We start from the raw sequence: 25,810 nt of genomic DNA, 5'->3' as shown, positions 1-25,810 counted from the left end.
GGGTTACAGGCTAGACGTAACCTGTGGGTTACGCAAGTACATCATCGAGCGCGGCGTGCCGGCCCGGACCCGCCACGCAGCGTGAGCACGAGGACCTCGGGCGGCGCGAGCAGCCGGACCGGGAGCCCGCTCGTGCCGAGGCCTGAGGAGACGATCATGTGCCGCCCGTGCTCGACGACGTGCGTGCGCGTGTAGCGCTCGCCGTAGTAGGAGGGGACCATCGGGCGGCGCAGCAGCGGGATCGCGATCTGGCCTCCGTGGGTGTGGCCCGCCAGCGTGAGCGCGACGCGGTCCGGGACCTCCGGGAACATGTCGGGGTCGTGCGTGAGCAGGATCGCGGGCGCGCCCGGCGGGACGGCGCGAATCGCTTCGCCGACGTCGGGGCGCCGGTGGCGCATGTCGCCGAGGCCCGCGACCCACAGGCCGTTGGCCAGCTCGACGGCCCGGTCCTCGAGCACGGTCACGCCCTCTTGCGAGAGCGCGCGCCAGATCCGGTCCCCGGAGCTGCGCCAGTCGTGGTTGCCGATCACGGCGAGCGTGCCGAACTTGGACCGCAGCCGCGCGACCGCGGTCGCCACGACCTCGGGCGCGAGCCTGCGGCGCCACGGCTGGCTGGCATCGAGGTAGTCGCCGAGCAGGAGCTGGACGTCGGGCTCGCGCTCGTTGAGCGCATCGACCGCCCGCGCGACCTGCGCGAGGCCCATGTGCGGCACGCCCGCGTGGATGTCGGACATGACGCCCGCGCGCATGCCGTCGAGCCGGCGCGGCCAGCTCGGGAGCGAGAGCTCCAGCTCGCGCACGACCAGGCGGCGCGGCTCGATCCAGCCCGCCCACATCGCCAGTCCGCCGGCGGCGACGCCCGCGGCCGCCGCGACCGCCTGCTTGACCGCCACGTCAGGCGCCCCCGGCGGGCTCGCGCGCGATGTCCTCGCGCCGCGGCATCCCCTCGCGCGCCCCTCCGGCCTGCGTCGAGAGCGCGGCGGCGGCGAGCGCGAACCGGACGGCGTCCTCCAGCGGGCGCCCGGCGGCGAGCTCGGCGGCGAGCGCGCCGTTGACGGTGTCGCCGGCGCCGGTCGTGTCGACGACGCGGACCGCCGGCGCGGGGATCCGGACGGCTGCGTCGCCGTCGAGCAGCAGCGCGCCCGCCGCGCCGAGCGTGACGAGCACGGGCGCACCGGTACGCTCGCGCAGCGCCCGCGCGGCCCGCTCGGGGTCGTCCTCGCCCGTGAGCCGCGCCGCCTCGGACGCATTGGGCGTCAGGATCGGGCGCGCCGCGAGGACCCGGTCGTCGAGCGCTCGCGCCGGAGCGGGGTTGAGGATCACGCGCCAGCCGGCCGCGGCCGCCGCCTCCGCCCCCGCGGCCACCGCCTCGGCGGGGATCTCGTGCCCGAGCAGCACGACGCCGGTGCGCGTGGCGAGCAGGCGTTCGAGCGCGGCGCCCACGATCGCTCGCGTGACCTCCGCGTTCGCGCCTGAGGCGACCGCGATCTGGTTCTCACCCGCCGCGTCGACGACGATCAGCGCGACGCCCGTCGGCGCGTCCACTCGCGCGACCGCGGAGACGTCGATCCCCTCGGCCTCGAGCTGCCGCAGCGCGTCGTCGCCGAACTCGTCGCGCCCGACCGCGCCCACGAATGCGACCTCGGCGCCGAGCCGCGCCGCGGCGACGGCCTGGTTGGCGCCCTTCCCGCCGCCCCAGCGCGCGAAGCGGCCGCCCGCGACGGTCTCGCCCGCGGCCGGCAGGGCCTCGACGGCGACGACGAGGTCGGCGTTGACGGATCCCACGACGACCACGAGCACCGCACGGGAGCCTAGGCCACCGTCGCAGCGGCTACGCCTCTGATCGCTCGCGCTGCATCCCCGGCAGCGTCGCCATGTCGAACGGCACGGCGTCGTCGGCGTCGGTCGACTCGCTCAGCTCGCGCCGGCGGTCGATCGACGCGATGTCGGCCTCGGCCGCGGCGCGCAGGATCTTCACCGTGTCCGAGCCGAACGGGATCCGCAGAGGCGGGTCCTCCATGCTCGCGAGCTCGATCAGCGCCCGCGCGAACTTCGCCGGGTCGCCGGCGAAGCTCGCGCCGCCGTCGCCGTAGTGCTTGACCATCTCGCCGATCGACGGCGCGTAGTCCGGGTCGAAGTCGTAGATGCGCATCGAGGAGCCGGCCCAGTCGGTCCGCATGCCGCCGGGCTCGGCGATGGTCACCTTCACGCCGAACGGCGCGACCTCCTTGGCGACACTCTCCGAGAGCCCCTCGACCGCGAACTTGGACGCGTGGTAGGCCGACAGGCCCGGGTGCCCCGTGCGGCCGCCCGCCGTCGAGACCTGGATGATGCGCCCCGAGCGCTGCCTGCGCATGACCGGCAGCGCGGCGCGGGTGACGTTCACGACGCCGTAGAAGTTGGTCCGCATCTGCGCGTCGAAGACCTCCGGCGCCATCTCCTCGAACGAGCCGGCGTCGGCGTAGCCGGCGTTGTTGACGACGACGTCGAGGCGGCCGAAGCGCTCGACCGCGAACGCGACGGCGGCGCGGGCGGCCCCGGCGTCGGTGACGTCGAGCGGGAAGTGCTCGCCGCCGAGCCCGTCGAGGGCCGCGACGTCGCGCGCCGTGGCGACGACCTGATCGCCGCTCGCGAGCACCGCCTCCGCGAGAGCGCGGCCGAGGCCGCGGGAACTGCCGGTGATGAGCCACACCTTGGACATATGAGTGTCCTTTCAGGATTGAAGTGCAACATCAATGTAGCACTACACTGAACAAGGTGCGCGCAGATGCCGTCCGCAACGTCGACGCCGTGCTCCAGACCGGCGCCGCCGTCCTCGCCGCCGATCCCGGAGCGACGATGGCCGTGATCGCCGAGCGCGCCGGCGTCGACCGCAGCACCGTCTACCGGCGCTTCGCCAACCGCGAGGCGCTGCTCGCGGCCGTCTACCAGGCCAAGAACGTCGCGGCCGGCGAGGCCATGGACGAGGCGCGGTTGGAGGAGGCGCCGGTCGCCGTCGCGCTGCACCGCTACGTCGAGCTGGTCATCGGCGTCACGCGCCGCTGGCCGGTCGACACCGAGCGCTTCATGGCCGACCCAGTGGCGGGGGCCGAGGCGGCGAAGCGGCTCGCCCGCCTCCAGGCGTTCGTGGCCCGCGCGACGCGCGACGGCCTGTTCAAGGCCGGCGAGGCGTGGACGCTCGAGCTGCTGCGCACGCTCCCGGGGATCGCCGCGCACCGCACCGACCTCGAGCCCGGCCCCGCGGCCGACCTCGTCGTCAAGACCCTGCTCGAGGGAGTCGGCTAGAACGCCTCGACCACGACGAGCACCGCGATGATGCACGCGAGCGCGGTGAACGCGATCGCGAACTCGCGCGGCGGCCCGTAGCGCGGCAGCGGCTCGCCGCGGCGCATCGCGCGCTCGTTGGCCTCCCAGCGGCGGTAGCTGAGCGCGATGATCGCCGCGCCGAGCAGGACCGGCGGGAGCGACGCGAGCACGCGCACTCCGCGCGAGTCGAAGTCGAGCAGCTGCCCGGCGGCGAGCCCGCCGCCGACCAGCGCGAGCCCGGTGCGGTTCCAGGCCAGGTAGGTGCGCTCGTTGGCGAACGTGAAGCGCGGATCCGGCTCCTTGCCCTCGTCGCGCAACGGTGTCTTGGCCGCCATCTCCCCCTATCTTGCCGCGATGCTCCGCGTCGCGCCTGCCGCCGTCCGCCGCCTGGCGATCCGCAACCAGCGGCTCGCGGGCGCGCTGCCGCGTCGGCGCCCGAGCGCGGAGGACCTGCTGGAGACCGTGCGCGCGCTGCGCTGCCTGCAGCTCGACCCCACGGCGGTCGTCGCCCGCTCGCAGCCGGCCGGGAACACCGCCCACGAACGCCCAGTGGCACGGGCCCGATCGCGCACGAGCGACCACCACCGCGCACGAGCCCGGGGGCGTGCCCTACGAACCTTCGAACTATTCGAAGCTTCGTCGTGCACCCCCTCGCCCGGCGCCCCAAAAAGACCACCCGGCCGCGCAGACCCCGCAGCCAAATGGACCCACTCCCTTACCGGCGCAGTTCGCCCGAACCTGCGGAGAGACCCCGCGGAGACCCGCGCACTCGAGGCGGCGGCGCGGAGACCGCGTTCGGCTTCAGCCACCGGCTCGAGATCTACACGCCGGCGGCCAAGCGCCGCTGGGGCTACTTCGTGCTCCCGGTGCTCGACGGCGACCGGCTCGTCGCGCGCTGCGGCCTCGCGATCGACCGCAAGGCGAGCCGCTTGAAGGTGCTCGCGGTCTACGCGGAGCCGGGCCTGCGCGCCGGCGCCCGGCTGCCGAAGGCGATCCGGCGCGAGCTGGAGCGGCTGGCAACGTGGCGCGGGGCGAAAGAGATCGAAGTTGGTGCCGCGCCGGACGCCTGGCGTCAGCATCTCGCCATCTGACCCTCATCCGCGCAACATGCTCCGCCACGCCGACGTTTGTGCCGATCGCCATGAGGATCCTGCTCGCCACCGCGGCCGTGCTGCTCGTGCTCCCGGCCGCCGCCCACGCCGCTCCACCGTCCAACGACGCGCGCACCGCCCCGCAGGCGGTCACGCTCCCGGCCGGCGTGGCCGGCACCACCCGCGAGGCGACGCTCGAGGGTGATGAGCCGCCGGGCTGCGCGCAGCTCGGCGCATCGGTCTGGTACTCGCTGACCGCCGCCGACACGACGCGCATCGTCGTCCGGCTCGCCGCCGCCGGCGACCTCGACGCGACCGTCGACGTCTTCCGCCGCACCCGCTCGCAGCTGAGCGGCGTGGCGTGCGAGATCGGCGACGCGAACGGGCAGGCCGAGGCGACCTTCCGGCCGGAGAAGGGCGCGACCTACCTGATCCGCGTCGGCCGGCGCTCCAACTCGGTCGCGGGCGACTTCCGGCTCGACGTCGCGGCGCGCGTGCCGGCGCCGACCGCGCCCGGTGCGGCGCTGCCCGCCGGCGGCGCGGCGCACACGCTCGACCGCGTGCAGGACACCGCCGACGCGTACGCCGTGAGCATGCACGCCGGCCGCAGCTATCGCATCAACCTCTCCCAGCCGGAGGGCGGCTGCGTCTCGCTGGCGCTGTATCCCGCCGGGACGCGCGGCGACTTCGACAGCGCATCGCCCGTCAAGCGGCTGCGCTGCGGCGGCTACGTCCTCTACACGCCGCGCGCCGGTGAGGGCGGGCGCTTCTCGCTCTACGTCGCCGCGCAGCCGACCAAGCGCGGGCCGCAGCCGTACCGGCTCCAGTTCGGCGCCGCGGCAGCCGACGACACCGCGCCCGGCCTCTCGCTCGCCAACTACGAGCGGGCGCGCGGCGCCCTGGCGGGCGGCGGGCTCGACGTCGTCGACCTCTACCGCTTCTCGGTGCGCAAGCGCAGCGACCTCGAGCTCACGCTGCGTGGGCACGCGTTCGGGCTCCAGTTGCTCAGCGACAAGGGCCGGCGGCTCGGCGCCGGCGAGGACGGCCGGCTCGAGCAGCGCATCCAGCCGGGCCGCTACTTCGTCGCCGTGAGCGCCGGCGCCCGCGACTCGGGCAGGTACGTGCTGGAGCGCGCCGCGCGCACGATCACGCACACGTCGGTGAACATGCCCAATCGCGCGGCCCCAGGGCAGTCGCTGCGCGTCTCGGTGAAGGTCAGCCCCGACGCGTCCGGACCGGTCCAGATCACGCTCCAGCGCTTCGATCCGCTGGCCGGCTGGCAGTTCTTCCGGCAGGTCGAGGCGACGGCGTCGGGCGGCTCGGCGGGCATCTCCTTCACGCCGCCGGCCCAGGGCCGCTGGCGCGCGACCGCGGCGTTCCTCGGAACCCGGGCCGCGGCGCCCAGCCAGGCGGGATTCGCGGGCGTGCTCGTGGCTCCGCCGTTGGCGGCCCAGTAGCCTGGGTCCGGTGAACGACGACGGGACCGCGACGCCGCGGAACGCCGCGGTCCCGTGGGACGGCAAGCCGGAGCGTCTCGACGTCTTCCTGCTCGCGGCGATCTCGCTGAGCGGGATCTACGCGCTGGCGCTCCTGCCGGCCGTTCCTTCGCTGGTCGGGACGCATCCGGTGCTGCTCGAGCTGCTGCGCGGCTCGATGACGGCGATGGTGACGATGGGCGCGCTGTCGCGCGTCGGCGACCAGTCGCTGTTCATCGCGGTCGTCGCCGCGCTCCCCGGCCTGATGATGTTCGACTGGGTCTACTGGTGGGCGGGCCGGCGCTGGGGCCGGCGCGTGATGGACCTGTTCCTCGGCAGCCATCCGAAGGCGGCGCAGCGGACGGCGCGGCTGGAGCGGCTGATCGCGCGCTGGGGCTGGGTCGCGATCGTGATCGCGTACTTCCAGCCGGTGCCGAACGTGCTCATCTACGCCGCGGCCGGCTGGACGCGGATGCGCCTGGCGACCTTCCTGCTGCTGGACGTGATCGGCTCGCTGCTGTGGGTCGCGCTGTGCGTCGGGCTCGGGTACGCGATCGGGCAGCGTGCGGTCGACGTCGCCAAGGGCGTCTCGCACTACGCGCTGTATCTGACGATCCTGCTCGTCCTCGTGATCTTCGCCCGCCAGGCGTGGACCGCTACCCGCGGATCGTCCCGGTCACCTCGCCAAGGCTGATCTCGCCGGCGGCTCCGCGCAGCGTCACGGTGTCGCCGTCCCGCAGGAAGGGGCGGCCGAGCTCGATCAGCGAGCCCTCGCTGCCGGGTGCCGGTCCCGAGATCGTGCCGGACGCGTAGAGGTCGCCAGGGCGGACGTTGGTCCCGTTGACGGTCGCGTGCGCGAGTTGCTGCGGGAACGTCCAGTAGAGGCCGCGGGCGTTGGTGCGGCTGATCGTCGTCCCGTTGAGCTCGATCTCGAGGTCGATGTCGAGCGCCCAGTCGCCATCGGTCCGCAGGTACGGCAGCGGCTCGGGCTCCTGCGGGCGCGCGGGGACGAGGTGCGGCTCGAGCGCCTGCAGCGGCACGACCCAGGGCGAGATGCTGGTGGCGAACGACTTGCCGAGGAACGGGCCGAGCGGCTGGTACTCCCAGCGCTGGATGTCGCGCGCGCTCCAGTCGTTGACGAGCACGAAGCCGAAGACGTGGTCGCGCGCGTGGGCGGCCGGGATCGGCGTGCCGAGCGGGTTGCCGGGGCCGGTGATGAAGCCGAGCTCGAGCTCGATGTCGAGCGCCTCGGTGGGCCCGAACCCGGGCCGCTGGCCGCTGGGGCGGTGGATCGGCGTGCCGGACACGACGACGCTGCTCGCGCGCCCGTGGTAGGCGACCGGCAGGTGGCGCCAGTTCGGCAGCAGCGGCTCCTCCGCGTCGGGGCGGAAGAGGCGGCCGAGGTTGCTCGCGTGCTCGAGCGAGGAGTAGAAGTCGACGTAGTCGCCGATCTGGACCGGGAGCAGGATCTCGGCGGTCGCGAGCGGGAAGCGCGGCGCGTCGCCGAGCGCGTCCTGCAGGCGCGCGCGCGTCGTCTCCCAGGCCGTGCGCCCGAGCGCGAGGAACGGGTTCAGGGCGGCGCCGCCGAACGTGTGCTCGGGCAGGCCGGGGAGCCGGCCCTCGCGCTGGAGCGCATCGAGGTCGATCGCGTCGTCGCCGTATCGCACGACGCAGCGCGGCGCGCCGCCGGGCGGCGCCGCGACGCCGTAGGGCAGGTTGTCCGCTCCGAAGCCGTTCACGGGGCGCGAGCCTAGCCGCAGCGCGAGGTGTCGTCGCCGTGCAGCAGCTCGCGGCCGAGCGCGACCCAGGCCGAGCCGTAGTAGGTGCGGTGCTGGGCGTCCTGCTTCTCGGCGCGGTTCAGCAGCGCGCCGCTCGCCGCCTCGTCTCCCGCCGCGTGCGCGGCCGCGGCCGCCGCGACGGACGCGACCGGGTTGCCGGTGGCGCCGCGCAGGGCCGGCCAGTAGCGGGCGGCGACGCCGCGGTCCGCGGCGCTGCAGGACGCGGCGTAGCGGACCGGCGCGCGGTAGGCGTCGTAGCCGTAGCCGGGGGGCTGCTGCGTGCCGGGCGGCCCGGTGGGGTGCACTCCTGCGGCGTCCATCCGCGCCCAGTCCGGCGGCGGCGAGGGCAGCCTGATCAGCAGCCGGCGGCTCGCGGCGGCGAGGCGTGCCCAGCGGGGGTCGGGCGCCACGCGGGCGAGCGCGGCGTACGCGCCGGGGGAGAAGTAGCTCGGGTTCACGGTGCCCTGGCCGCGCGCCCACGGGCCGGCGAGCAGGATCGTCTTGCCGGCGATCGGCGCCGTCTCGTGCGCGAGCACCGCGCGGGCGATCCGCGCGGCGGCGCGCCGGTACGCGCCCGAGTGGAAGCGGCGGGCGGCGAGCGCGAGCGCCCAGGCGGCGTCGAGATCGGCGTCCGCCGCCGGCTGGCGGTCGGCCACTCGGCCGCCGATCCAGTGCCAGGCGAGCAGGCCGTCGGGGCGCTGGAGGTGGCGGCGCGCCCAGCTCCAGGCGGCGTCGAAGCGCCTGCGGTCGCCCGTGGCGGCGGCGAGCAGCATCGCGTACGCCTGGCCCTCGCTGACGCTGTCGCCGCCCTGGTCGCGGCGCACGACGCGCCCGCCGGGTTGCATGTAGCGGTCGAGGAAGCGGTCCGCGGCCGCGTCGGGTGCCGGCTTGGCGCCGGTCGCGGCGAGCGCGACCGCCGCCGCGACGGCGGCGGCCGCGAGCAGCGCGGCGATCGGCGCGAGGCGCCGCCTCACGCAGGCACCGGCTCCCGCTTCGCCTCCGCGCGCTCGCGCGAGACGGCGCCCGCCCGTAGCGCGGGTGCGACGCCGCAGGCGAGCACGCACACGTGCAGCGCCGCGAACGCCACGTTGTTGAGCGTCGCCGGATCGTTCCCGCGCGCGAGCCCGTAGACCGCCGCGCCGGCGAGCACGGCGAGCGCGGCCAGCGCCGGCGCGACGGCCCGCGGCTGGCGCTCGAGCGCGCCCTGCTTCGGCGTCACGACGAAGCGCCCGCGCCGGCGCCGCAGGGCCCGCACCGTCGCCTGGATGTGGATCCAGAAGCTCGCCGTCTGCAGCGCGAACGAGCGGAACGTGTACGCGCCGCCGCCGACCGAGGTGACCGCGAGCAGCGCGAGCCCGAAGTAGGGCGCGAAGTGCACGAGGAACTGGTCGGCCGTGGTCGCCGCCAGCGGCTGCGCGCCGGTGAGGATCCGGACGACCGGGAACGTCATGTAGACGAGCACCGTCCAGCCGCTGAGGAAGTACGAGGCCGACAACAGGTACTGGAGCTTGATCCGCCACGGCAGTCGCGCGCGCAGCACCGTGCCGAGCGCGCCCACGCAGCCGCGCGCCCAGCGCTGTTGCTGGCTCACGTAGCCCGCCATGTCCTCGGGCCCAAGCCCGTGGGCGAGCACCTCGGCGACGTAGCGCGAGCTCCAGCCGCGCTCGTGCAGCCGGATTGAGAGGTCGAAGTCCTCGGTCAGCGAGCGCGTCGGGAAGCCGCCGGCGGACTCGAGCGCCGCGCGCCGGAAGACGACGTTGGTGCCGCAGCAGAACATCGCCTCGTGGCCGTCCTTGCCACGTGCGATCGCGCCGAAGAACAGCGCCTGCTGGCCCCACGCGGCCGACGCGACGTCGCCGTGCTCGTTGTTGGCGTAGTACTGCGGCGCCTGCACGAACGCGACGCGCTCGTCGGCGAAGTGGCCGAGCATCGCCTCGAGGAAGTGGGGCAGCGGGACGTGGTCGCAGTCGAGCACGGCGACGTACGGCGCGTCCGTGTGCGCGAGCGCGTGGTTGATGTTGCCGGCCTTCGCGCCGGCGCCGTCCTCGCGGCGGATGTAGTCCGCGCCGTGGCGGGCGGCGAGCGCGCGCATCTCGTCGCTCCCGCCGTCGTCGAGCAGGTGCACGCGGGCGCGGGCGCCCGTCAGCCGGCTCGCGGCCTCGACGGTGGGCTCGACGACGTCGGCCGGCTCGTCGTAGACCGGGATCAGCACGTCGACGCGCGTATCCGGAGCGAGCGGCGGGGCGGGCGCCGCGCTGCTGCCGCGCGAGCACGTCCACCAGAAGCCGGCGGCCTGGACGAGGTTGAAGACCTCGGCGGCGACCAGCAGCACGTACATGACGGGCTCGCCGACCCGGCCGGGCCGCAGGAGCCAGGTGAAGTAGATCAGCGCGAGCGGGACGATCGCGCACAGCAGCAGGCGGATCGCGATCCGGCGGCGGGGGTCGGGTCCCGCCGCCGTCCAGGTCGCGCGTCGCAGGCGGGTGTCTCGGGTCATCGCGTCGTGAACTCCCAGATCCGGATCTGCGGGCGCCTGCTCGTGCTCACGAGCCGGTAGCGGCGCTTGAGCCGCTTCACGGCCTTCGCGGTCGCGTCTCGGTACGCGGGCTTGTCGAGGAAGCTGCCCAGGAGATAGAGGTGCCGGCCGCGGCGCAGGTGCGGCAGGTCGCCGGTCAGCGGGCGCGACCGGATGCCGGCGCCGTAGTAGCCGACGACGTGGTTGAGGTACTGCGGCGAGTAGAGCAGCGTGTCGCCGGGGCGGGCGTCCGCCTTGATGGCCTGCAGCGAGCCGCGGAAGTCGTACACGCGCGGGTTGCTGCCGTTGAACTGCTGGTCGACCACGCCCGCGCCGAGCACCGCGAGCGTGACGCCGACGGCGAGTGCGCGGGTCGAGCGCCGCGGGCTCCAGCTCGTCGCCGCGCGCCCGAGCAGGATCAGCACGAGCGGGACGGCGCCGATGAAGTAGCGCACCTCGAACACGAACGGCTTCAGCTGGCCGAGCGCGAACAGCGCCGCCGCGGGCAACGCAGCGGACGCCGCGATCAGCGCCGTCGCGCGGCTGCGGCCGCGGCCGAGCAGCGCAAGCGTGAGCAGCATCAGCAGCGGCCACAGCGCCGCGAGCCGCTCCATCGTCGCGTCGGAGTGGTAGCCGAGGACGGCCCAGACGGCGTTGGTCAGCGCGGCGTACGCGCCCGGCTTATCGCCCGCCGCCGAGACGGCGCCGCCCGTCTGCGAGGGCACCTGCTCGAAGCCCTTGCCCGCCGCCTCGTTGGCGGCGAACTGGTGCTCGCCGAAGATCAGCGCCGGCGCGATCGCGAGCGCGAGCAGCGCGGCGTACGGCAGCCACGCGCGCTTCTTGACGGCCAGGAACGCGATGAGCTGGACCCCGACGAGGAAGATGCCGAAGTACTGCGTGTAGATCAGCGCCGCGGCGGCCGCGGTGTACGCCAGCTTGGCCCGCGTGCCGTCGTCACCTCTGAGGATGCGCACCTGCAGCCACGCGGCGAGCAGCGCGAAGAGCATGAAGAACGCGTACATCCGCGCCTCCTGCGCGTACCAGACCGCGAACGGCGCGACGACGGTGAACGCGCCCGCGGCGAGTCCGGCGCGGCGGTCGTAGATGTCGCGCGCGGCGGCGTAGATCAGCGGCACCATCGCGGTCGCCGCGAGCAGCGAGGGCAGCCGGACCGCCTGCTCGCCGGTCCCGAGGACGCGGATCGTCACCCACAGCACGAGGTCGTGCAGCGGCGGGTGGACGTCGGTCGTCTCGAGTGTGTGGAGCATGCGCCCGAGCGGCAGCTCCGCCTGCCACACCGAGGTCGCCTCGTCGAGCCAGATGCCGCGCGTGACGATCAGCCGCAGGACGAGGCCGGCGAGCGTGAGGCCGGCGACGAGCCACAGCTCGCGGGTGCGAGCCGCTGCGGCGACGCGCTCGCGCAGCGCCGCGACCCGCGGGTTCGCCGCGTCTCGCGGCGCGCCTACGTGCGGGAGCGCGGCGGCGGCGGCGCCCGCCGCGAGCGCGGTCGTCGCGATGAGCGTGGCGGTCGCCACGCCCGCGGCGTCGTGGCCGAGCGCGACGATCAGGACGAGGTGCAGCACGGTGGCCGCGCCCAGCACGCTGACGATCGTGCGCGGCGGGCGCGTCGTCACGGCATGCGCGACGAGCACGCGGGCGACGCCGAGCAGCGCCATTGCCAGGACGTACGGGACGGCGAGCCGCGCGACGCCGGCATAGCGGTCGCCGAAGACCGCGCGCACGAGCGCCTCGGGCGAGACGGCGATGAAGGCGACCGCGCCCAGCCCGAGCGCCGCCGCGACGGCGAGCGCGGCCGGCAGCGCTCCGCGGCCGCCGCGGCGGCCGAGCAGCAGCAGCGGCACCGTCGTCGTCGCGAACGCGGCGACGCCGCCGAGCGTCGAGAGCACGGCGAAGCGCCCCGCCTCGCCGCCGCCGAGCAGCGCGTTGGCGGCGAGGACGTCCTGGTTCTGGATCACGGCGAGCAGCAGGAACGCGGCGACGGTCGCGCCGCCCGCGCGCGGCGGCGCGGCGCGGCGCGGCCGCGTCCCGGGCAGGTGCGCGACGGCGAGCGCCGCCCAGCCGGCTGCGACGACGCCGAGCGCGGCGCCGGCGGGCCCCGCGACGGCGGCGAGCGCGACGCCGAGCCCGAGCCGCACGGCGGGCTCGGCCAGCAGGCTCCCCACCGCGCGCGAATGACGGCCGAGGCCGTACAGCCGTCCGCGGTCGAGCGCGATCAGGCCCGCGGTGGGCGCGCTCGCGGCGGCCGCGAGCAGCAGCGTGACCGGCACGTCCAGCAGGCGCGCGAGCGGCAGCGCGGCGGCGGCCAGCACGAGTCCGGCCGTGCAGCCGAGCCTGAACACGCGGCGCCGGGTGGCGGCCGCGACGCGCGGGTCGAGCGCCGAGCCGGCGCTGAGGCTGGCGGCCGGCACGTGGATCACGAGGTAGAGCCCCAGGAAGGCGGCGAGCTGGGCGAACGCGCCGGGCGCGAGCACCCGCGCGGCGACCAGCGAGAAGACGAGGTTGCCGACGCCGGCGGCGAGCTGGCCGCCGGCCACGACGGCCTGCTCGGCCACGAGCCGGGCCGGGCGCGCGGGGGCGCGGGCGATGGGATGGACGGCGCTCATGCAAGCCACTCCTCGGGTCGCAGGGCGAGGCCGTCGACGGCGACGGCCTCCTCGGTGCGCCCGCCGGCGACGAGCACGCGCAGCAGCCGGAAGCCCGCGAGGGCCAGCTCGCGCTCGCGGGCGACGGCGGCGCGCGAGGGCGGGGCGCTCTCGGCGAGTGCGGCCAGCGCGGTGCCGGCCAGCGGACCGCCGGGGGGGACGGCCGGCTGGCCGAGGCGGCGCGCGAGCCCGGCGAGCTTGGGCTCGTGCGCGTACGCCACGAAGGGGACGCCCGCGGCGGCGGCCGCGACGAGCGAGTGGAAGCGCAGCCCGATCACCAGGCGCGCTCCGGCGAACGCGTCGCGGGCGGCGTCGAGCCCGGCCGGCGCGGCGACGAGCCGAGCGCCGTCGACCAGCGCCGCGACGGCGCGTCCGAGCTCGACGTCGTCCGGCTGCCACGGTTGCAGCAGCACTGGCGCGCCGGCCGAGACGAGCGGCGCGAGGCCGGCCGCAAGCGCGGCGGGAAGCTCCGGCCCGCCGGCGAGGTGGCTGAGCACCACGACGACCGGCGCGGCGCCGTTGGACGCGGCCGCCTGCGGCGCGTCGTCGAGCACGGTCCAGGCGGCGTCGGCGCCGACGCGGAACGGGGCGGTCGCTCCCGCCGCGGCGAGCCTGGACGCGGACTCCTCGTCGCGCAGGATCAGCAGGTCGCATGCCTGCACGATCGCGCGTGAGTGGCGGCGGGCGGACGCGCTCTCGAGCGCCCCCGCGCCCACGCCGACGAGCGCGAGCGGCTTGCGCATCGCCTTCGCGGCGACCGCCAGCACGGTCAGCCGCCGCAGCAGCGCGCCCGGCCGGCGGGCGCACGAGGGATGCAGCGTCTTGAAGACCGTCCCGCCGGCGACCACGACCGCGTCCGCATGCCGGACCGCGCGCAGCACCGCCGGCGGGTCGTCGCGATCGACCGCCGGGATCGCGTGCTCGGCGGCGGTGGCCGCCGGCGCGCTGGAGGCGGCGACCGGCACGTGATCCGGCAGCGCGGCCGCGAACGCGCGCAGCAGCGCCTCGTCGCCCGGATTGCCCTGCCCGAACGCGCCCGCAAGGACGACGCGCCGGCTCACGCGTACACCTCCAGATGCCGGCGCGCGACCTCGGGCCACGACCGGCCCGCGGCCAGCGCGGCCACGCGCTCGCGCAGGCGCGCGCGCTCCTCCGGACGCTCGGCGAGCGTCCGCAGCCGGCGCGCGACGGCGAGCGGCTCGAGCTCGACCGACAGCTCGGCCGGCGCGCCGGTCACGGCGGCGAGCCGCGGCGAGAGCAGGACGGGCGTCCCGTGCGCGAGCGCGAGCGCGAGCGGACCGCTGGTGGCGAACGGGCGCGGATAGAGCGCGAGCAGGACGTCGGCGGCCTTGAACCAGCGCGCGACGTCCTCGTCCGGCACGAAGCCGGTGAAGCGGGTGCCGGGTGGCGCGGCGTCACGCAGCCGCGCGGCGTACTCGCCGCCGACGCGAGGATGGTCGCCGCCGGCGAGCACGAGCTGCACGTCGTCCCCGGCCTTGCTCACGCCCTCGAGCGCGACCTCCAGCCCCTTGTAGGGAGCGAGGAACCCGAAGCAGAGCGCCACGAGCCGGTCGTCGCGGAGGCCGAGGGCCGCGCGCGCGGCGGCGCGCGAAGGATCCGCCGGAGCGTCGATCCCGTGCGGGATGACCTCCGCGCCCGGCAGCAGCGAGGCGAGCTCCGGCTCATGCACCACGACCGCGTCCGCGAGCGCGCGGATGCCGCGCTGGAGCCCCGCCACGCCGGCGCGCGCGACCGGCACCGGCGCGTGGACGCGGTGCGTCGCCGTGAACTCGGCGTCGATCGCGCCCGCGTCGAGGACGTGGTGCATCGTCACGACCGTGCGGCGCCGTGCGGCGCGCAGCGCGGCCAGCGCCGGGAGCACGCCCGGCGCCGCGGCCGCTCCGCCGTAGAGCATCAGCTCGTGCTGCATATGGACCGCCGGCGCGCCGGTGCGCACCGCTCCGGCCGCCGCCCGCGGCAGCGCGCCGGGACCGCGGCGCCACACGCGCCGGACCTCCAGCCCGCCCGAGCGGGCGACCGGCGGCGCGCCGTCGAGCACGTCCGCGAGCACCGTGACGCGCGCTCCGGCGCGGCGCAGCGCGGCGGCGAGCCGGGAGGAGTAGGAGGCGACGCCGGTCCAGCCGGAAGGCGGAAAGGGGGAGATGAGGGCGACATCCGGCGCCGTCACGCGGTCACCGCCTTCAGCCGCCGCCGCAGCCACAGCCGCATCAGCGAGGCTCCCATCCGCCGCGAGTCGCTCATCGCGCTCACGCGCGAGCCCTCCTGGTCGATCCAGACGGTCGGGACCTCGACGACGCGCCAGCCGCGCTCGCGCGCGGCGGCGAGCAGGTCGACGTCGAACAGCAGGTCGCGCGCCGCCAGGTGCGGGAGCACGTCGTCCACGACCTCGCGCCGCAGCACCTTGGCGCCGCACTGCGTGTCGCGGTACGGAAGCCGCATCAGCAGTCGGACGACGTTCGCGAAGCCCGCCGAGGTCAGCAGCCGGGCGAACGGCCGCCGCGCGGGCAGCAGCGCGGCGGGGTGGCGTCGCGAGCCGATCGCGCCGTCGACGCGGGCGGTCGCGGATGCGAGCCGAAGCAGCTCGCGCGGCGGCGTCGCGCAGTCGGCGTCGACGAACCCGACCAGCTCGGCGTCCGAGCGTCTGAAGGTCTCCGTGATCACGCCGCCCTTGCCGAGCTTCGGATACTCGAAGACGTGCACCCGCCTGTCCTCGCGGGCGTGGCGCCCGACGATCTCCGGCGTCGCGTCCGAGCACGAGTCGAGCGCCATCAAGAAGCGCACGCCGGCTCTCGGCAGTGCTGCCCGGTACGCGTGAAGCGTGCGGTCGATTCGCTGCTCCTCGTTGTGTGCGGGCATGACGATATCCAGGCGCAAAGAGACCTCCCTGGAGGGGTTCGAAGACTGGCCGGCGGGCGCGTCCTGCGCCCCGGGCGCTCTGCAGTGGGCCGGCGCGGACACACGCCGGTCGACGCGAGCGCGACCTCAGACCATGTAACCCGAACGGGTAGTTCGCGATTCGCAGTGTGACCGCGCGCACACGGCGAGCGCGCCTTTAGCGCTGCTTCACGTGCCGCTCAGCCGCCTCGCGCAGGACGTGCTCGAGCGTTCCGAGCTCGACCGGAAGCTCCACGTCGACCTCGATGGCGGGTCCCTCGCGCCGCCGCACCTCGACCGCGCCCAGCCGGCTCAGCAGCGCGAGCATCGCGTCGCTGGAGGCGAGCAGCGTCGCGGTGAAGACGCGGATGCCGTTCTCCGTGGCCCGCGCGCACAGGCGGCGCAGCAGCTTTGCGCCGAGACCGCGGCCCTGCCACGCGTCGATCACGACCACGGCCGCCTCGGCCATGTGCGGCCGGTCGGTGTCGCGCACGTAGCGGGCGACGCCGACGCCGGCGCGGTCCGCGAGCGCCCCGATCGCCTCGTGGTCGACGTGGTCGATCTCGGCGAACAGCCCGCTCCAGCCCGCTACGAACAAGGGCTTGTCGTCGGCGCGCGCCTGGCGCACCAGCACCTCGGAGCCGTCGCGCAGCACGACGAGCTCCGTCGCCCGCTCGACGTGCGCGAGCCCGCGGTGATACGCCGCCGCGGCGGCCTCCGCCTCCTCCTCGGTGTCGTGGTGCGACAACGGCGCGCCCTCGCCGCGCAGGCGCACGAAATAGCCGCCGGCGGGGCTCGGTTCGACGTAGACCTGCATCGTCTGTGAGGGTACGGAGACGTCATGGACGAGATCGCGCCCGGACTGCTCCACTGGACCGCCTTCCACGAGGGCATCGGCACGGACGTGCATTCGCACTTCCATGTGCCGTCGGCCACGCTGTTCGACCCGCTCGAGCCCCCCGAGGGGCTTCACGGCCTGCCGCGCGACCCCGAGCGGATCGTGATGTCCAACCGCCACCACTGGCGCCACATCCCGCGCTTCCGCGACGAGTTCGGGATCCCCGTCCTCTGCCACGAGGCGGGCCTGGACGACCTGCCGGAGGGCGTCGAGGGCTACGCCTGGGGCGACGAGCTTGCGCCCGGCGTGACCGCGCACGAGGTCGGCGTCCTGTGCCCGGAGGAGACCGCGCTGGAGATCGGCGACGCGCTGCTGTTCGCCGACTCGATCGTCCGCGGGCGCGGCGGGCAGCTCGCGTTCGTGCCCGACGGTCTGCTGGGCGACGATCCGCAGGCGATCCGCGACGGCCTGCGCGCTCGGTTCCGCGCGCTCGCCGACGAGGTCGACTTCGACGTGCTGCTGATGGCCCACGGCGCACCGCTGGCAAGCGGCGGACGCGACGCGCTGCGCGCGTTCGCGAGAGCCCGCAACGGTTCAGGCACCACTTGACAGGGCGGTATCCGCTGCAAGACGATCGGCGTGACTTGCGCGCCGCGCTCGCCCTTGCCCTCGCAGCCAGCGCCGGCGTCCCGGCCGCCCGTGCCCAGGCGCCCACGGCGCCTCCGCCGCCGATCGCGGGCAAGACCGTGAACCTCAAGCTGCTGCAGGGGACGGTGCTCTACAAGGTCCCGGGCGCGCACGACTTCGTGCGGCTCGCTCAAGAGGTGCAGGTACCGGTCGATACCACGCTCGACACCGTGAACGGGCGCGTGAACATCACCGCGGCGAGCGACCTGGCCGGCGGGACCAACAAGTCGTGGTTCTACGACGGCCTCTTCAAGGTCTCGCAGGCCGCGACCGCCAGGCCGGTGACCGAGCTCGCGCTGGCGGGCCCGAAGCCCAGCTGCGGGGCGGCCGCCGCGGCCAAGAAGGTCAAGCGGCGCAAGCTATGGGGCGACGGCAGCGGGCAGTTCCGCACGCGCGGCCAGTTCAGCGCCGCGACCGTCCGCGGCACCAAGTGGGTCGTGATCGACACCTGCCAGGGAACGATCACGCGCGTCGTCCGGGGCGTCGTCGCCGTGCGCGACTTCCGGACCGGCAGGACGGTCCTCCTCAGGGCGGGCGAGCAGTACCTCGCCCGCGCGAAGGCCAAGTGAGCTGGGTCTCCGCGTTCGCCGGGTTCCTCGTCGCCCACATGGTGGGCGACTACCTGTTCCAGACCGACTGGCAGGCGCGTCACAAGCGCGGAGGACTCACCGGCGACCCGGTCGCGCTCCGTGCGCTCGTCTCGCACGTCACGACGTACACGGTCGCGTTCGTCCCGGCCCTGATCTGGATCGGGAGCGAGACCGGCGCGGTCGTTGCGGTCGTCGCGGGCCTGCTCATCTACGTCCCGCACCTGATCGTCGACGACGGCCGGATCGTGCGCCTCTACCTGGCGCGCGTCAAACGCGCGGACGGCTTCGACGTCGGCCTCGCCGCCTCTGTGGACCAGTCCTTCCACGTGCTCTCGCTCTCGCTCGTGGCGATCCTCGTGGGCGTGTCTTGAAGCGGCGCACCCGCCGCATCCGCACCTTCCTGCTCCTCGCGTCCGCGCTGCTGATCGCCGCCGTCGGCATCGTGACGCAGCAGACCGACGCGCTTCGCCGGCTGGAGTACTCGAGCATCAACAAGCGCTTCGACATCCGCGGCTCGCAGGGCGCGCCGAAGGACGTCGCGGTCGTGGCGATCGAGGACAAGACGTTCGAGCAGCTCAACCAGCAGTGGCCGTTCGACCGCACCACGCATGCGCGCGTGATCGAACAGCTGACGAAGGCGGGCGCGAAGGTCATCGCCTACGACGTCCAGTTCACCGAGGCGCAGAGCTCCGGGGACCCGGACAAGGACCAGGCGGCCGACAACCGGTTGATCGAGGCCGTGCGCGCGCAGCACAAGGGCGCCAATCGCATGGTGATGGCGACGACCGAGGTCACGCCTGACGGCAAGACGCGCATCTTCGGCGGCGACGAAGGGCTCGCCTACAGCCGCGCCACGCCGTCGAACTCGAACTACGTCAACGACAACGACGGCCGCATCCGCCACATGGCGTTCAAGATCGACGGCCTCGAGACGTTCCCGGTCGCGGCGGCGCGCGCCGAGCGCGGCGGCAAGCTCGACCTCCCGCCCGGCAACCAAGCGTGGATCGACTACCCCGGCAAGCCGCGCACGATCCGCTATCTGAGCTTCGTCGACGTGATGCGCGGCAAGTTCGACCCCGCCGCGGTGCGTGGGAAGCTCGTCGTGGTCGGCGCGATCGCGCCATCGCTGCAGGACCTCCATCCGACGTCCACGACGGGCAGCGGCCTGATGCCCGGGCCCGAGATCCAGGCGGCGGCCGCGTGGACGGCGCTCGAGGGCTTCCCGCTGCGCGACGGCAGGACCTGGCTGGACATCCTGCTCGTCGTCGCGCTCGCGCTGATCACGCCGCTGCTCGCCCTGCGCTTCAACATCCTCGTCCCCGTCCTCGGCGGCCTCGTGGCGATCGCCGCCGTGCTCGTCGGCGTCCAGATCGCGTTCGACCACGGCACGGTGATCACCGAGATCTACGCCGTGCTCGCGGGAATCGTGGCGATCATCGCGACCGGGGCGATCCACGGCGTGACCGTGGCGTTCGAGCGCGAGCAGGCGCGCGACGCGTTCGCGCGCTTCGTCCCCGAGGCCGTGGTCGACCAGGTGCTGCGCGACGCGGGGGGCGTCCGGCTCGGCGGCGTCCGGCGCGAAGGCACGGTGATGTTCTCCGACCTGCGCGGCTTCACGAGCTTCAGCGAAACGCTCGAGCCCGAGCAGGTGATCGAGGCGCTGAACATGTACCTGACCGAGATGAGCGAGGCGATCCTCGACCACGGCGGGACGCTGGTGGCCTACATGGGCGACGGCATCATGGCCGTGTTCGGCGCGCCGCTGCAGCAGGACGACCACGCCGACCGCGCGCTGGAGGCGGCGCGGGACATGCTGAGCCGGATGGAGAGGTTCAACGACTACCTGCGCGGGCAGCGGCTGCACGAGGGCGGGTTCAAGATGGGCATCGGGCTCAACAGCGGGCCGGTGATGTCAGGCAACGTCGGCTCCGAGCGCCGGCTCGAGTACACCGCGCTCGGCGACACCACGAACACCGCGGCGCGCCTGGAGGGCATGACCAAGGGCACGCCGCACCAGCTGTTCGTCGCCGACACGACCCGCGGCATGCTCACCCGCCCCGCCGAGGACCTGATCCAGGTCGGCGAGGCCGAGGTGCGCGGGCGCGTGGCGAAGGTGATGCTGTGGTCGCTCGCCGACCAGCCGCCCCCGCCGCGCGATCCGGGCGTCCCGGTCGAGGCCGCCTCACAGCCGTGACGCCGCGCCCGTTGCACGGGCGATGCTGAACATCGACTCCCTCCCCTGGGACGCGCTGCACGACGAGCTCGACCGCATTGGGTTCGCCATGACGCAGCCCGTCCTCGAGCGCGACGAGTGCGAGCAGCTCTCGGCGCTCTACGACACCGGCACCTTCCGCAGCCGGATCGAGATGGCCCGCCACCGCTTCGGCGAGGGCGAGTACAAGTACTTCGACCACCCGCTGCCGGACCACGTGAGCGCGCTGCGCCACGGGCTCTACCCGCACCTCGCGCATGCCGCCAACCGCTGGGCGGAGCGGTTGGGCGAGCCGGCGTGCTACCCCGAGACGCTCGAGGACTTCCTCGCCACCTGCCACGACGCCGGCCAGACGAAGCCGACGCCGCTGATCCTCCGCTACCGCCCCGGCGGCTACAACGCGCTGCACCAGGACCTCTACGGCGACGTCGCGTTCCCGTTCCAGGCGCTCACGGTGCTCAGCCGCAAGGGCGAGGACTTCGACGGCGGCGAGTCGGTGCTCGTCGAGCAGCGCCCGCGCGCGCAGTCGCGGGCGCACGTGATCTCACTCGGCCAGGGGGAGCTGCTGCTGTTCCCCACGCGTCACCGTCCCGCGGCGGGGAGCCGCGGGCACTACCGCGCGACGATGCGCCACGGCGTCGCGACGCTCACGCGCGGCGAGCGGCTCGGCCTCGGCGTGATCTTCCACGACGCGCGCTAGACGCCGCCCTCGGCCAGCCGGCGCAGCGCGCTGATCGACGGCCGGAACAGGTACTCGCCGCCGCGCATGGTGACGAAGCGCGGCTGCGGGCGCACGATGAACGGCGGGTCGCCCGGGATCGTCATCTTGCCCGCGCCGTTCCCCGACGGCTCGCCGATCAGGAAGTCCTTGTCGGCGCCGAGCCCGAACGGGTCGCCGTCGTCGATCCAGAGCGCCTGGATCGTCTCGAACTGCCGCCAGATGTCGGCCTGGAAGCAGACGAACACGAGCCCGCGCTCGACGCTGTCGTCCTCCATCGCGCCCTCCGGCAGCCGCGGCCCGTACGGCCGGCCGCGCCGGACGATCCGGTGGCGGTCGGACAGCTTGCCGCCGAAGAAGCCCTCGGAGTCGCGCGGGTTCGCGCGCCGGATGTGCGCGCCGAGCGGGCACTTGAGCCCTGCGGGGTCGTCGCCGTAGGTGAAGTCGTTGATCCGCAGCGGATCCTCCACCACGTCCGGATCCGGCGCGTCCGGGGACAGCGAGACCGGCGTCCCGTCCGGCCAGCGGCCGACGATCTTCGCCGCCAGCGCCTCGGGCCCGCCGGGATAGCGCTCGCCGTGCTCGGCGATGCAGCGCCGGAACGCCGCCACGTCCATCGCGAGCTTGCGATACACCATGAACGTCCCGTTGCGGTCGAACGGCGCCGCCGGCGCCTCCGGCAGGCCGCCGTCCTCGTCGACGTGCCCGAGCAGGAACTCGCCCGGCGCGACGTCGCGCCAGCGCCCGCGCCCGGCGGGCTGCCCGTCGCCGGGGCGCCCGGCGACCCCGCCGCCGTCGATCGCCGGCTGCGCGATCCCGTCGAAGAAGCCGAAGTGGTCCTGGCCGCCGTCGAGCGCCTCGGCGCGCTGCTCGTGCACGACGGTCACGGCGCCCTCGGCGCCGACGCCCTTGAGCGCCATCCGCGCCAGCTCGAGCTTCTCGCCGTCGAGGGCGTAGACGGTCACGAGCACGTGCGCCTCGCCGGTGCCCAGCCCCGGCTCCCAGTTCGCGGGCGCGCTCGGCCCGCGGTCGCCGAGCCGGTCGGCGCGCGCCGCCATCCCCTCGCGGAACGCCTCGGGGAACGACGCGAGCAGCTCCGGGGAGAGCCCCAGCGCCACCAGCCCCGCGTACGTCAGCGCGACGTGCATCGCCGTCGCCGGGGGCCCGTCCGTCCACTCCTGCGCGCTGGCCACCTGCGGCAGCATCCGGCCCATCAGCGTGCGCGCCTTGGCCGGATCGTCGATGCGCAGGAACAGGTACGCCGCGTGCGGGTACGTGTAGCCGCGCAGGACGTTGCCCTGGATGTCGCCCAGCTCGAACGACGGCTTCTCCCGGCCCCGGCGGGCGAGCCGCGGCATCGTGCGCGCCATCAGGCCAGCTCCGCCAGGAAGCGTTGCTGCAGCGCGGCCGCGTCGAGCCCCTGCGTCTCGGCCGCGAACGCCACGATCCGCTCGCGCAGCGCGAGCGCCGACCGCACGTCCTGCACCGTCGCGTCCGGGTACGCCGAGGCGAACAGCTGCGCGTCGAGCCGGTGCGCGCGGATCCACGCGCGGAACGCCGCCTTGTCCGAGCGGCCGGGATAGCCGGTGCAGTGACCCCACCAGGTGTCGGCCTCCGGCACGCGGTCGCAGATCGCGTCCAGGTATCTGTCGAGATCGCCGTCGAAGCTCGACGTGAACACGAGCTGCGGCGCCTCGAGCACGTCGACCTCGTGGCCGCCGCCCTGGTCGACGAGCTCGCGGAAGATCTGGATCCGCGAGAGGTGCAGCTGCTCGAGCCGCGCCAGCGGGCTCTCGGGCCCGAGCGGCAGCCCGTCGATGTAGGCCTGCACCTCGTCGACGAACCGCGGGTCGATCGACGCGAAGGTCGTCAGCCCGTACGCCTGGCCGACGCGGTTGCGGTACTCCGCCATCAGATGTGCGCCTGGACGTCGCCGAGGAAGCGGCGATACGCGGCCTCGAACTGCTCCGGCGTCATCGAGGCCGCGCCTGCGCGCAGCGCCTCGAAGCGCTCGGAGACCTCCAGCGCGCCCTTCACCATCCGCGTGGACGCCTCCGGATAGGCGCAGTAGTAGGTCCCGCCCTCCATCGAGTTGTGCGCGATCCACGCCTTCAGCGGCTCGGCGGGCGGCGGCGCCGGGAAGTTGATCCCGCGCCCCCACACGAGCCGGATGTCCTTCGGGATGCAGTACGCGAACGCGTCGATGTAGTGCTGCCACGGCCCGTCGAAGTTGCTCTCGAAGAAGAGGTGGGTGTAGTTGAGCTTCTGCCCGTCGGGCAGCTTGTCGACGTGCGTCCAGCGCACGAAGTGGATGAACTCGAACTGCAGGATGTGCTTCTGCGCGAGCGGAATCCACTTCCCCAGCCAGAAGGCGGATTTCGCGACCGGCAGCCAACGGCGGCGGACCGGCGTGAACAGCGTCAGGCCGGTGAGGCGGCCGATCGTGTTCCCGGGCTTGGAGGGCGGCACCTGGACCGGCGCCGCCGCGACATGGGACGTGGCCATACGCCTAGCGCCTCCAGATCTCCCTGCCCTCGGCCTGGCGGCGCGTGTGCGCCGGGTTGCCGAAGCGCTCGTAGTACTCGATCTCCAGGTGCGAGAACTGCACCCAGATGCCGGGCAGGTGGAACGCGTCCGAGTGCGCCGGGAACCGCCCGTAGGTCTCCACCAGGTAGCGGCAGATCTCCTTCGCGTAGTCGACGGCCTCCTTGGGCGGGTGGCCGGCGTTGCGCATGTACGTCTCGGCCGTCGCCTCGTCCTTGTAGGCCTGGGCGAACACCTCCGCGTCCTTGTAGGTGCCGTGCGGGCCGAACTTCTCCTCCAGCACCTGATCGACCGCCGCGTCCATGTCGGTCACGTACGGCGGGCACAGCCCCTCCAGCACGCCGTCGATGCCGACGTAGTTCGGCTGCGACGCCGGGACCGGCGGCCAGCGCTTCCAGCGCGAGTCGAAGGTCTTGGCGCTGTACTCGCGGAAGCCGAGGCCCAGCTCGCCCTTGGCGGGGTCGCGGCGCCACACATACGGGATCATCGGCGCGCCGTGGACCCAGCCGCCGAGCCGCAGCGCCTCGCCGGTGAGCATCAGGTTCTGCAGCAAGAAGTGCGCCTCGTAGTCGGTGCGCATGTTCGTCAGCGAGCCCAGCGGCGCCGGCGTGTCGGGCGTCGCGAAGCCGCCGCGCACGCGCTTGATGCCGCCGATCGGGTGATACGGGATCGTGTCCACGAGCCCGAGCTTGGACGCGGCCCAGGCCGCCCAGTCCATCGCCGTCCTGGGCTTGAACGCGCTCCAGTCGTCCAGGAACAGCGGCACCTTGCCGTGCGGCTCCGACAGCAGGATCAGCAGCACGTTGATGGTCTGGCGCGTGTTGTCGACCACCGGCAGAAAGCACGTCGTGCCCGGCCGGTTGGAGTGCTGCGCGTTCCACCCCAGGTAGTACGGCCACTCGCGCGGGAACGAGAAGCGCTCGTCGTGGACCTTGCGCTTGACGGCGTTGGCGAACGAGAGCCAGTCGTCCTCCGTGCGGTCCTCCCAGCGCGGCGGGATCTCTTTGAACAGCTCCAGCGCCTCGCGGCCGCGGGGGCGCTGGATCAGCCACACGCCCTCGTCGTTGATCATGAAGAACGACGTCGCCTGCGCGTTGTCGGCGCTCGAGGCGGCGCGGCCGGCGACCTCGAGGAACATCGTGCCGAGCTCCTTGGAGCCGTTCGGCTTGTCGATCGGCCCGTCGTGCATCACCGCCCCGGTGACGCTCGTGGAGGCGATCAGGATCGCCTCCTCCAGCGGCGTGAGCGGCGAGGGCTCGTTGGAGCTCTCATAGCTCATCGGGCCGCCCTTCAGCGAGACGCCCTGCGCCACGCGGCGGGTGCGGCGGTCCTGGATGGCGTCGGCGAAGGAGTAGCTCAGGAAGTCCTGCAGCCCGGCGTGCTCCGCCGCCTGGGCGGCCTGTTCGTCGGTCATGCTCATGGCTAGTTGTGGCGCTCCAGCTCGGCGAGGGCGGTGGGGAAGGTGTCCCGTTCGGCGTTCGTCCCCAGCCACATGTCGAGGTGCGCGTAGTCCTTGAACACGTGGTGGCTGTACAGGCCGGGGTCGTTGGCCTTGCGCAGCGTCTCGTAGCTGCGCTGCAGACCCCTCGGCACGAACATGCGGTTATTCTCGCCCGTCAGGAAGTTGATCGGCATCCGATAGGCGTCCAGGTTGGAGAGATAGACGTCCTTGCCGTGCGCGTCGCGCGCGGCGCTCGCCCGGATCATCAGCGAGATGTGCTCGAAGAACGTGATGTTGCCGTTGCCGAAGAAGCCCGGGACGGCCTCCTCCATCGTCGCGCGGTTGATGTTCTCGTACTGGAAGACGTCGCCGTAGACGAAGTAGATCCGGCGCGCGACTGGCGAGTCGTAGACGTGGCGGAACGGCAGCGCGCGCATCAGCAGCTCGACCGCCTTGTCCTGCAGCGCGCGCCGGTCGTAGTCGGTGTTGAGGCCGTGGATCCCGAGCGCCTTGAACAGCGAGGCGAGCCGCACGCCGGCGCGGACCTTGTTGCCGAACGTCGGGATCGGGTGGCCGGCGAGCGCGGAGAACGTGGCCGAGCGCAGGCCCTCCAGGCCGCCGCCGATCGCCATGAACAGCGAGAGCCCGCCGACGCAATGACCGAGCGCCTGCACGGTGTCTGAGCCGGTCTGCGCACGGACATGGCCGATCGCCGCCGGCCAGTCGCGCAGCGCGATGTCGTCGACCGTGAACTGGTTCCAGCTCGACGGCAGGTCGGGGCTGGCGCGGTAGTCGAGCAGCCAGACGTCGTAGCCGTGCTCGCCGAGGTACTCGACGAAGTTCTTCGGCACCGTGTCGACCGCGAACGCGCGCGCGGCGTTGCCGTAGCCGGGGGCCATCACGAGCGGGCCCTTGGAGCCCATCCGGTACCTGGTGAGGCGGACCTCGGTGCCGTCGGAGGTCGTGACATCGTGCACCTCGGCGCGCGGCAGGTCCGGGGTGCGGACGGCGGTTGCGGACTCCATCGCGCTGTTCTATCCCCGGTTCGGTCAGGATT

General features: G+C 74.1%; 26 protein-coding genes. 9 read left to right on the top strand and 17 right to left on the bottom strand.

Annotated elements, in window-relative coordinates; all coding sequences use genetic code 11:
* Positions 1-41: 41 nt before the first annotated feature.
* From H958_RS0111455 to H958_RS36575, 3 genes are read right to left on the bottom strand one after another with little or no spacing between them, the layout of a single operon-like run.
* Positions 42-893, bottom strand: a complete 852-nt coding sequence (locus H958_RS0111455; RefSeq protein WP_028058774.1) for a metallophosphoesterase — start codon at positions 891-893, stop codon at positions 42-44.
* Position 894: 1 nt separating this feature from the next.
* Complete coding sequence (locus H958_RS0111450; protein ID WP_196807314.1) at positions 895-1,800, bottom strand: ribokinase; 906 nt, start codon at positions 1,798-1,800, stop codon at positions 895-897.
* Positions 1,801-1,831: 31 nt separating this feature from the next.
* Positions 1,832-2,701, bottom strand: a complete 870-nt coding sequence (locus H958_RS36575; protein ID WP_037409900.1) for an SDR family NAD(P)-dependent oxidoreductase — start codon at positions 2,699-2,701, stop codon at positions 1,832-1,834.
* Between the two features lie 56 nt (positions 2,702-2,757).
* Between H958_RS36575 and H958_RS0111440 the strand changes: the two genes are divergently transcribed.
* Positions 2,758-3,285 (top strand): TetR/AcrR family transcriptional regulator, encoded by a 528-nt coding sequence (locus H958_RS0111440; RefSeq protein WP_028058772.1) that lies wholly within the window; start codon positions 2,758-2,760, stop codon positions 3,283-3,285.
* Here H958_RS0111440 and H958_RS0111435 read toward each other — a convergent pair.
* A complete protein-coding gene (locus H958_RS0111435; protein ID WP_028058771.1) occupies positions 3,282-3,641 on the bottom strand; it encodes a YidH family protein in 360 nt (119 codons plus the stop codon). The two genes, H958_RS0111440 and H958_RS0111435, sit on opposite strands and share 4 nt — an antisense overlap.
* A 366-nt stretch (positions 3,642-4,007) precedes the next feature.
* On the opposite strand from H958_RS0111435, the gene H958_RS0111430 reads away from it, so the two are divergent.
* Genes H958_RS0111430 through H958_RS36570 form a run of 3 tightly spaced genes read left to right on the top strand, consistent with a single transcriptional unit; the run spans position 4,008 to position 6,566 of the window.
* Positions 4,008-4,397 carry a DNA glycosylase AlkZ-like family protein gene (locus H958_RS0111430; protein ID WP_028058770.1) on the top strand — a complete coding sequence of 130 codons (390 nt, stop codon included), beginning with the start codon at positions 4,008-4,010 and terminating at the stop codon, positions 4,395-4,397.
* Positions 4,398-4,447: 50 nt separating this feature from the next.
* A complete protein-coding gene (locus tag H958_RS0111425; RefSeq protein WP_028058769.1) occupies positions 4,448-5,854 on the top strand; it encodes a hypothetical protein in 1,407 nt (468 codons plus the stop codon).
* Positions 5,855-5,864: 10 nt separating this feature from the next.
* Positions 5,865-6,566 carry a DedA family protein gene (locus H958_RS36570; protein ID WP_051324121.1) on the top strand — a complete coding sequence of 234 codons (702 nt, stop codon included), beginning with the start codon at positions 5,865-5,867 and terminating at the stop codon, positions 6,564-6,566.
* Here the strand turns inward: H958_RS36570 and fahA are convergent.
* The 8 genes from fahA to H958_RS43200 form a co-directional block, all read right to left on the bottom strand.
* Positions 6,529-7,611, bottom strand: coding sequence for a fumarylacetoacetase (gene fahA / locus H958_RS0111415; protein ID WP_196807313.1), 1,083 nt, complete (start codon positions 7,609-7,611; stop codon positions 6,529-6,531). The two genes, H958_RS36570 and fahA, sit on opposite strands and share 38 nt — an antisense overlap.
* 11 nt (positions 7,612-7,622) lie before the next feature.
* The gene (locus H958_RS47500) at positions 7,623-8,624 is read right to left on the bottom strand and encodes a glycosyl hydrolase family 8 (protein WP_196807312.1); all 1,002 of its coding nucleotides are present in this window, start codon (positions 8,622-8,624) and stop codon (positions 7,623-7,625) included.
* The gene (locus tag H958_RS43205) at positions 8,621-10,147 is read right to left on the bottom strand and encodes a glycosyltransferase family 2 protein (RefSeq protein ID WP_051324119.1); all 1,527 of its coding nucleotides are present in this window, start codon (positions 10,145-10,147) and stop codon (positions 8,621-8,623) included. The genes H958_RS47500 and H958_RS43205 overlap by 4 nt, the downstream gene beginning before the upstream one ends.
* Complete coding sequence (locus tag H958_RS0111400; RefSeq protein WP_028058767.1) at positions 10,144-12,789, bottom strand: glycosyltransferase family 39 protein; 2,646 nt, start codon at positions 12,787-12,789, stop codon at positions 10,144-10,146. Before H958_RS0111400 ends, H958_RS43205 begins: the two co-directional genes overlap by 4 nt.
* Positions 12,786-13,889 carry a polysaccharide pyruvyl transferase family protein gene (locus H958_RS0111395; RefSeq protein WP_028058766.1) on the bottom strand — a complete coding sequence of 368 codons (1,104 nt, stop codon included), beginning with the start codon at positions 13,887-13,889 and terminating at the stop codon, positions 12,786-12,788. The genes H958_RS0111400 and H958_RS0111395 overlap by 4 nt, the downstream gene beginning before the upstream one ends.
* The gene (locus H958_RS0111390; protein ID WP_156027922.1) at positions 13,886-15,016 is read right to left on the bottom strand and encodes a glycosyltransferase; all 1,131 of its coding nucleotides are present in this window, start codon (positions 15,014-15,016) and stop codon (positions 13,886-13,888) included. Before H958_RS0111390 ends, H958_RS0111395 begins: the two co-directional genes overlap by 4 nt.
* Positions 15,013-15,705: a glycosyltransferase gene (locus tag H958_RS0111385; protein ID WP_028058764.1), complete on the bottom strand. Its 693-nt coding sequence runs from the start codon at positions 15,703-15,705 to the stop codon at positions 15,013-15,015. The genes H958_RS0111390 and H958_RS0111385 overlap by 4 nt, the downstream gene beginning before the upstream one ends.
* Positions 15,706-15,901: 196 nt before the next feature.
* Positions 15,902-16,540: a GNAT family N-acetyltransferase gene (locus H958_RS43200; RefSeq protein ID WP_051324118.1), complete on the bottom strand. Its 639-nt coding sequence runs from the start codon at positions 16,538-16,540 to the stop codon at positions 15,902-15,904.
* A gap of 24 nt (positions 16,541-16,564) precedes the next feature.
* On the opposite strand from H958_RS43200, the gene H958_RS0111375 reads away from it, so the two are divergent.
* The 5 genes from H958_RS0111375 to H958_RS0111355 are packed head-to-tail and all read left to right on the top strand — an operon-like array spanning position 16,565 to position 20,750.
* On the top strand, positions 16,565-17,170 hold the full coding sequence (locus tag H958_RS0111375) for an MBL fold metallo-hydrolase (RefSeq protein WP_028058763.1): 606 nt from the start codon (positions 16,565-16,567) through the stop codon (positions 17,168-17,170).
* Between the two features lie 35 nt (positions 17,171-17,205).
* Positions 17,206-17,817, top strand: a complete 612-nt coding sequence (locus H958_RS47495; RefSeq protein WP_028058762.1) for a hypothetical protein — start codon at positions 17,206-17,208, stop codon at positions 17,815-17,817.
* A complete protein-coding gene (locus H958_RS0111365) occupies positions 17,814-18,209 on the top strand; it encodes a DUF3307 domain-containing protein (RefSeq protein WP_028058761.1) in 396 nt (131 codons plus the stop codon). The genes H958_RS47495 and H958_RS0111365 overlap by 4 nt, the downstream gene beginning before the upstream one ends.
* Positions 18,206-20,032, top strand: coding sequence for a CHASE2 domain-containing protein (locus tag H958_RS0111360; protein WP_028058760.1), 1,827 nt, complete (start codon positions 18,206-18,208; stop codon positions 20,030-20,032). Before H958_RS0111365 ends, H958_RS0111360 begins: the two co-directional genes overlap by 4 nt.
* A gap of 22 nt (positions 20,033-20,054) precedes the next feature.
* Complete coding sequence (locus H958_RS0111355) at positions 20,055-20,750, top strand: 2OG-Fe(II) oxygenase (protein ID WP_028058759.1); 696 nt, start codon at positions 20,055-20,057, stop codon at positions 20,748-20,750.
* On the opposite strand, the gene H958_RS0111350 is transcribed toward H958_RS0111355, so the two are convergent.
* From H958_RS0111350 to H958_RS47490, 5 genes are read right to left on the bottom strand one after another with little or no spacing between them, the layout of a single operon-like run.
* A complete protein-coding gene (locus H958_RS0111350; RefSeq protein ID WP_051324117.1) occupies positions 20,747-22,138 on the bottom strand; it encodes a Dyp-type peroxidase in 1,392 nt (463 codons plus the stop codon). The two genes, H958_RS0111355 and H958_RS0111350, sit on opposite strands and share 4 nt — an antisense overlap.
* The gene (locus H958_RS0111345; RefSeq protein WP_028058757.1) at positions 22,138-22,680 is read right to left on the bottom strand and encodes a hypothetical protein; all 543 of its coding nucleotides are present in this window, start codon (positions 22,678-22,680) and stop codon (positions 22,138-22,140) included. Before H958_RS0111345 ends, H958_RS0111350 begins: the two co-directional genes overlap by 1 nt.
* On the bottom strand, positions 22,680-23,273 hold the full coding sequence (locus H958_RS0111340; protein WP_028058756.1) for a hypothetical protein: 594 nt from the start codon (positions 23,271-23,273) through the stop codon (positions 22,680-22,682). Before H958_RS0111340 ends, H958_RS0111345 begins: the two co-directional genes overlap by 1 nt.
* A 4-nt stretch (positions 23,274-23,277) precedes the next feature.
* Positions 23,278-24,726, bottom strand: a complete 1,449-nt coding sequence (locus tag H958_RS0111335; RefSeq protein ID WP_028058755.1) for a hypothetical protein — start codon at positions 24,724-24,726, stop codon at positions 23,278-23,280.
* 8 nt (positions 24,727-24,734) lie between these two features.
* The gene (locus H958_RS47490) at positions 24,735-25,778 is read right to left on the bottom strand and encodes a hypothetical protein (RefSeq protein ID WP_051324116.1); all 1,044 of its coding nucleotides are present in this window, start codon (positions 25,776-25,778) and stop codon (positions 24,735-24,737) included.
* Positions 25,779-25,810: the final 32 nt, after the last annotated feature.

It is taken from the genome of Candidatus Solirubrobacter pratensis (assembly GCF_000425945.1).
GTDB classification, from domain to species: Bacteria; Actinomycetota; Thermoleophilia; order Solirubrobacterales; family Solirubrobacteraceae; genus Solirubrobacter; species Solirubrobacter pratensis.
This window is presented reverse-complemented; position numbering and strand designations above follow the sequence as displayed.